This is a genomic window from Pseudomonas sp. NPDC086251 (assembly GCF_044746405.1).
Taxonomy (GTDB): Bacteria; Pseudomonadota; Gammaproteobacteria; order Pseudomonadales; family Pseudomonadaceae; genus Aquipseudomonas.
Genome location: NZ_JBIVBY010000073.1, coordinates 1 through 6730, shown reverse-complemented (window position 1 = coordinate 6730; position 6730 = coordinate 1). Strand labels below are relative to the sequence as shown.

8 protein-coding genes are annotated in these 6730 nt (G+C 58.2%); 2 read left to right on the top strand and 6 right to left on the bottom strand.

The genetic code is table 11. The features are described from left to right. Window positions 1-246 precede the first annotated feature (246 nt). The 6 genes from ACIPL2_RS34920 to ACIPL2_RS34895 form a co-directional block, all read right to left on the bottom strand. Window positions 247-1572: an OprD family porin gene (locus ACIPL2_RS34920; RefSeq protein ID WP_401365334.1), complete on the bottom strand. Its 1326-nt coding sequence runs from the start codon at window positions 1570-1572 to the stop codon at window positions 247-249. A 165-nt stretch (window positions 1573-1737) separates the two neighbouring features. Next, a complete protein-coding gene (locus tag ACIPL2_RS34915) occupies window positions 1738-3087 on the bottom strand; it encodes a gluconate:H+ symporter (RefSeq protein ID WP_401365331.1) in 1350 nt (449 codons plus the stop codon). A 383-nt stretch (window positions 3088-3470) separates the two neighbouring features. After that, complete coding sequence (locus tag ACIPL2_RS34910) at window positions 3471-3782, bottom strand: panthothenate synthetase (RefSeq protein ID WP_401365328.1); 312 nt, start codon at window positions 3780-3782, stop codon at window positions 3471-3473. Between the two features lie 377 nt (window positions 3783-4159). After that, window positions 4160-4561, bottom strand: a complete 402-nt coding sequence (locus ACIPL2_RS34905; RefSeq protein ID WP_401365326.1) for a pentapeptide repeat-containing protein — start codon at window positions 4559-4561, stop codon at window positions 4160-4162. 276 nt (window positions 4562-4837) lie between these two features. Continuing rightward, window positions 4838-5254, bottom strand: a complete 417-nt coding sequence (locus tag ACIPL2_RS34900) for an organic hydroperoxide resistance protein (RefSeq protein ID WP_401365323.1) — start codon at window positions 5252-5254, stop codon at window positions 4838-4840. 74 nt (window positions 5255-5328) lie between these two features. Beyond that, window positions 5329-5556 (bottom strand): hypothetical protein, encoded by a 228-nt coding sequence (locus tag ACIPL2_RS34895; RefSeq protein ID WP_401365320.1) that lies wholly within the window; start codon window positions 5554-5556, stop codon window positions 5329-5331. Between the two features lie 250 nt (window positions 5557-5806). On the opposite strand from ACIPL2_RS34895, the gene ACIPL2_RS34890 reads away from it, so the two are divergent. After that, entirely contained in the window at window positions 5807-6079 is a 273-nt protein-coding gene (locus ACIPL2_RS34890; protein WP_401365317.1) for a hypothetical protein, read from the top strand. 192 nt (window positions 6080-6271) lie between these two features. Then, complete coding sequence (locus ACIPL2_RS34885; protein WP_401365314.1) at window positions 6272-6499, top strand: DUF6555 family protein; 228 nt, start codon at window positions 6272-6274, stop codon at window positions 6497-6499. The last annotated feature ends 231 nt before the right edge of the window (window positions 6500-6730 follow it).

Below are 6730 nucleotides of genomic sequence, written 5' to 3'. Positions count from 1 at the left end.
ACCCGGCAGGGATGCCGGGTTAGCCGCCCCCGGCCAGGGATGGCCGATGGCGGCGGGCCCACGGAGCAGGACCGGAGCGAGGGCATGCCGAGCCTAGGCGAGGCACCGAACGAAAGGGCAGAAGCGCTTTGGTTACTTTCGCGCTTTTCGAAAGTGACCCGCCGTAAGGGCGGAACCCATAGCGGCCATCACCAAAAAAACGGATATGCCCCCAATAAACAAAAGCAGGAATCACCCTCCAGTCGGTTACAACAACGACAGCGTGTAGTTGATGATAAAGCGATTCTGATCCACGTTACGTCCAGCGTCCGTATTCGACTTGCCATTGCGCAAGCTGAAACCGACACCTTTGAATGTGCCCGATTGCAGCACGTAATCCAGGGTCATATCACGCTCCCACTCAGACTGATCCGCCGCGTTCCGGGCTTTGATGTCCGTCCCCTTCAAATACGCGATGGTGGCTTTCAAACCCGGCACGCCCAAAGGCGCAAAGTCAAAGCTGTACTGACCGAAATCAGTCTGCTCACCCGCACGCGCAAAGCTCTGGATCATGCGGTCGGTAGGCAAGTAAACGCTGCCGCCACCCGCGCCTTTATCGACCAGGCTGCCCTGATTGGGCTGGACGAAGTTGCTGCCATCCCCCACTTGCTGATGCCCGAGCGACACCGCGTGACCACTGTTGGCATAGGTGATCATCGCCACCCAGGTGGTGTTGTCGATTTCACCGTTGTTGTCGTCGGTGTAACCCGATACCCGATAACCTTGGGCCCTGCCCGCTGCAGAACTGTTTGCGCCCGTTGACGTGGTACGGAAGTAACGCAGGTCGGTGGTAAAGGAGCTTTTGCCGTCGATGGGCAGAACATGGGTCAGGCCCAAGAAGTTCTGGTTGTAGAAGTCTTCCAATTGCGCGAAGTAATACTGGGCCTTCAGGTCCTTGGTGAGGTTGTAGTCACCCCCGGCGAAGTAGAACTTGTTGCTGTCCTGGGTGCTGCCCGCCACCGACAGACCGGTGCGGTCAGTTGAGGCGCGACCGACCGCGTGCTCAAGCACACCGCTCGTCAGCATCAGGCCATCGATGTCGTTTGAGGTGATCTGCGCACCGGTGAACGATTGCGGCAATACCCGAGCATCGTTCGACAGCAGAATCGGCAGTTTTGGCAGCAGCGTGCCGTAGCGGAACTCGGTCTTTGCCATACGCATCTTCGCGGTGGGGCCGAAGCTGCTCCAGGCATCAGCCGCGCTGTCGCCGTCAGTCGGGATCATGCCGCTACCGACGTGGCGCCCCGCTCCACTGTCCAGCGTCACGCCGAGCAGCGCCTGCGCATCGAGCCCGAACCCGACCGGGCCCTGGGTAAATCCGGACTCATAGCGCAGCACAAAACCTTGCGCCGCCTCCTCGGTTTTCGAAGGGTCGGCACTGCCGTCGCGGTTGTCACTGTTGAAATACAAGGTACGCATCGAGAGGCTGGCCTTGCTGTCCTCCAGAAAACCATGTGAGGCAGAGTCTGCTGCCTGTGCGCACAGGGAGCTGGTGGCCATCAGGATTGCGGTGGGGATTGCTCGCTTCAACATACGGTGCTCCAGGGTGATTTTTTTATGTTTTTTTTGACTGTTCACCGACCGCAATCCGCCACTGGTACCCAACGGCGGCGCGCACAATGTCGCGCCCGATGGGTGACCATGAGCATTGAATTTCGCAAGCGATCGGAAGTAGTCGAGCGGTCAACGCTCGACGCGCTAGATCAGGTAAGAAAGGCCCACGGTCAGCGCGAAAGCGACGACCGAGATGATGGTTTCGAGCACCGTCCAGGTCTTGAAGGTCTGGGCAACGGTCATGTTGAAGTATTCCTTGATCAACCAGAAGCCACCGTCGTTGACGTGGGAAAAAATCACCGAGCCCGCGCCCGTCGCCAGCACCAGCAACTCCGGATGCGGATAGCCCAGGCCCACGGCCACCGGCGCGACAATTCCCGAGGCGGTGGTCATGGCCACCGTGGCGGAACCGGTGGCGATGCGCATCAACGCGGCGAACAGCCAGCCCATCAGCAGCGGCGACAGGTGGAAGACCTGGGCCAGGCTGACGATCTGGTCGGTGACGCCGGCGTCCACCAGAATACGGTTCAAGCCGCCACCGGCGCCGACCAGCAAGGTGATGCTGGCGGTCGGCGCCAGGCATTCGTTGGTAAATTTGAGGATCGATTCGCGGTTGAAACCCTGGGCCAGGCCGAGGGTCCAGAAGCTCAGCAAGGTCGCCAGCAGCAAGGCGATCACCGAGTTGCCGATGAACAGCAGGAACTGGTTAAACCCACTGCCCGGCGTCGAAATCAGGTTGGCCCAGCCACCGATCAGCATCAGCACCACCGGCAGCAGAATGGTCGCCATGGTGATGCCGAAACCCGGCAGGCTGTCGCGCGGTTCGCGGTCGAGGAACTGCCGCTCCAGCGGGTTCTCCGCCGGCAACTGAATGCGCGGCACGATGAACTTGGCGTACAGCGGACCGGCGATGATCGCGGTCGGAATACCGATCAGAATCGCGTAGAGCAAGGTCTGCCCCACCGAGGCCTGATAGACCTGCACCGCCAGCATCGCCGCCGGGTGCGGTGGCACCAGCGCATGCACCACCGAAAGCCCGGCGACCATCGGCAAACCGACCATCAGAATCGACACGCCGACGCGCCGTGCCACGGTAAAGGCGATCGGCACCAGCAGCACAAAACCGACTTCGAAGAACAGCGGCAGGCCGACCAGGAAGGCGATGCAGACCATCGCCCAGTGCGCATTTTTCTCGCCGAAGCGGTCGATCAGCGTGCGCGCCACCTGCTCGGCGCCACCGGACTCGGCCATCATCTTGCCGAGCATGGTGCCCAGCGCCACCACCAGCGCGATGTGCCCCAGGGTCTTGCCGACACCGGCCTCGTACGCGCCGACCACCCCGGACGCCGGCATCCCGGCAAGCAAGGCCAGGCCGATCGAGACCAGGGTAATCACAATGAACGGATTGAGTCGGTAACGGGCGATCAGCACGATCAGCGCAATGATGGCGATGGCGGCATACACCAGCAGCCAATAGCCGAAGGACAGGGTCATGCGGTACTCCTCGAGAGGGTCACGTCGAAAATTTGTGAAACTCTTAAAACATTTCGAGGCGTGATTATCAAACGAGGCGAAAGTAATTTTCGTAGAGGGATAAGGGTTGTCGCACAGAGGCATGGGCAGTTGCGGTTTTTGAAACTCGATGAGGCGGATTTACATCACATTTGCCCCGCTCGGTCAGATCCGAGAAACGGGTCCATACGCCATTTCCGCCGCAGCACTTTTTCGTGTAGCAGCTGCCGAAGGCTGCGTTCGGCTGCGCAGCAGTCGTCAATCCTGTAAATACGGTTTGTCTGACTCACCGCAAGTTCTGATTTCACGACTGCTGCGCAGCCGAACGCAGCCTTCGGCAGCTGCTACACGGGTTGTGTTATGGCTTAACTGGATGCCCACTTTTGCCCGAGGGATTCCAGATCGGCTTTTTGCAGGTCCTCGGGGCTCAGCACGATGCGGAATTTGCAGGTGGCGTTGAAGTTTTGAAAAAAGGGTTCCGCAAACGCGGGGATGTCGGAGGAGTCTTTTACGTCGACCAGAAAGATCCCGCCGCGCCTTCCATCCTGCTCGGTAAAGTACGCCGCCTCCGGCTTGATGCTTTCCAGGATGCGCTCAATAACCTCGCCCACCTTCCCGGCCTTGACCAGCGAGTTGAAGGGTTCATTAGGGCATTCGACCATCAGTAACATCTTCATCATTGCATCCTCTGTTCACCCTGCAACCGTGTCGCCAGACTTTTGTTTCTGGCCCTCGTGCCGCCGGCCAGACATTCGACAGCCTCGCGGTCCGTGTGGTGAAGAATAGCGAAGCGTAGACCGTCCCTCGGACCGGGTTACGGGCGGTCGTGAAGCAGTGTCGGAGGCCAGGCGGGCGGCCTATACTGCTTGAGTTAATTTTCCGCGCGTTATGTACAACGTCGACACCCGTGCGCCTGTGCGGTGCGCCCGTGCCAATCGTCAACGTTTGTAATCCCGAACCGAATGAATCGTGTTGCCAGGACCAATTGCCGGGCTGCGCTCGATTGCTTCGTGACCAACGGGTGGTGGAGAAGATCATGAAATTCAAGTTTTTTTCAGGCGTTGCATTCGCCGTCGCGGCAACGGTCGCAACAGGCGTCTGGGCCGGAGAAGCCCCAGCGGTGGCCTCGGATGGGGCTGATCATGTTGGCGCCGGTCAGGTGGCTTCCGATGGTTCCGATCATGTTGGTGCGGGTCAGGTGGCTTCTGATGGTTCCGATCATGTCGGCGCTGGTCAGGTGGCGTCCGACGGCTCCGATCATGTCGGTGCTGGTCAGGTAGCGTCCGACGGCTCGGATCATGTCGGTGCTGGTCAGGTAGCGTCCGACGGCTCGGATCATGTTGGCGCTGGTCAGGTGGCTTCCGACGGTTCCGATCATGTTGGTGCTGGTCAGGTCGCTTCCGACGGCTCGGATCATGTCGGCGCCGGTCAGGTCGCTTCCGACGGCTCGGATCATGTCGGTGCTGGTCAGGTCGCCTCTGATGGTTCGGATCGCATAGGCACCAATCGGCTGGCTGCCGACGGTTCTGAACGTGTGGGCGCCTCTCGTCTTGCGTATGCATCACGCGTTGGCGTGGGCTCCGATAGAGTTGCGTCCGATGTCATGAGCGGCAGCTACACGGACCAGTTCAACAGATAACCCGCAATCAGGTCTGTCCGTCATCACGCAAGGGGGAAGCATTGCGCTTCACCCTTGCGCTGACAAACAACCGTATCCGCGTTAAGCGTCAGCTCAGACCAGGTTGATCTCGACGTTGATGTTGTCTCGTGTGGCTTTCGAGTACGGACACAGTTCGTGCCCTTTATCCACCAGCGCCCGAGCCGTTTCGCGATCCATTCCCGGCAGACTGATGTTGAGGCGAGCCTGCACGAGGTAACCGCCTGCGTTGGTGCCCAGGTCAACTTCGGCGTCAATGCTCAGGTCAGGCGGAAGCTTGATCTTCATTTGGCCGGCCGCCACTTGCAGCGCACCGATGAAGCAGGCGGACCAGCCGGTGGCGAACAACTGCTCAGGGTTGGTGCCGTCGCCCGGGCCACCCGGCGAGGAAAGCTTGACGTCGAGACGACCATCGGAGCTGCGTGATGCGCCGTCCCGTCCGCCCGTGGTATGAACCTTGGCGGTATAAAGTACTTTGTCGAGCTGCTTCATGATGATCTCCTGATTGAAAACTCAAAAAAACTGGCTTTAAAACGCATCCAGGCATGGCGTGACGCCGGGAGGGTTTAAAGAGATTGTTTGTTCAACTTGGATGAATCAGAAAACTGCCTTCTCCTTGGATCAGGCCCGGTTTCAACGCATGCGTGATCCTTTTCGGCCAGTCCTTCTTGGTCGATGGAGCAACGCTGCAGCGGACCGGACTTCTCAATATAGCCGTCGTTGCTCGACAACGTGGCCCTGACCGCCAGCCGGACCGGGCGCTGAATGATGAGATTATCAATATCGACAGTCATGCAGACGTTGCAGTGATATATATGCCTTTAACACTTCAACGTTACACACAGTGTTTCAACACAGAGACAGTTGCATAAGTTTCAATCGTGGTGCTTCAACCGCTTGTCTGACACTCGGGGCCACCCTACATACATTTAGAATAACTACGGATAGCATGCGCGCCGCGTTTCCCTTCGGCACCACCCCGTTGACCAAAGAGTCAACAAAGTACGGAAATCCCAGCAACTACAAACCCTGCAGAGAACCCAATTGCGCGACGATTATGCAATTAATCAAGTCGGTGGTCTGGCGTGCGTTTATCTATCGACGACAGAACACTTCCAGCTCGACTGTTTTATCAGCCAATACATACACACCAGAAACCTGCGTTTAATCGCCGATATTAACAATCTCCTGCGCTCAGCCCTCGAAGGTTACCCCGGCAAACCGCCGGTCATGGTCAACGAGCTGAACGCCTGGATCGACAAGACCTTGGGTTATCGAGCCGCACACCCCGATTTTGGGCAGTTGGACGACGTTTGAAAGCATATGCAGGGTCTGTTCGGCAAAAGAACTGAACGAACCTCATGGCGAAACACTCTCAATAGCAGGAGGCTCAGTTGAGCCTCCTGTTTTTTCAGCCTTCATCTTTCGGCACGTTGTTTGCGCCGCAGATCTCTCTGAAGTCTCTATTTGACTATTGAGCCAATGTCCTGCCGACCTCTGGAGGAATACATGAGTGAACTCGTTCCTTATGCGGTGCATTATCTGTTTGACGGGGTGCGACAGCATTTTTTCAAGTTGGCGGTGCAGTTTTCAGATGTCGAGGCCATCCATTCGGCTTCTGCGCATGCTTATCCGCAGGCGGGGCGGCAAATTGCTGCACATGCGAGTCTCGAAACGGCGCGGGTGCAGGCTCAGCGATTGGGGATTACGCAGATTCGCTGGAATGTTTCGATCTGATTCAAACTTTTGCCTTCGCAATAAAGCCCTGCTCGATGGCTTACTTTTAATGTTTTGGGATTGGGGGCATATCCGTTGCTGCGGTTATGGCGGCTGGCGGTTTCGCTCTTACAGCGAGTCCCTTTTGCAAACGCCCAAAAGGAACCAAAACGCTTTGCCCCTCCATTCGGTGCCTCGCTTAGGCTCGGCATGCCCTCACTCCGGCATTGCTCCGGGGGCCCGCCGCCATCG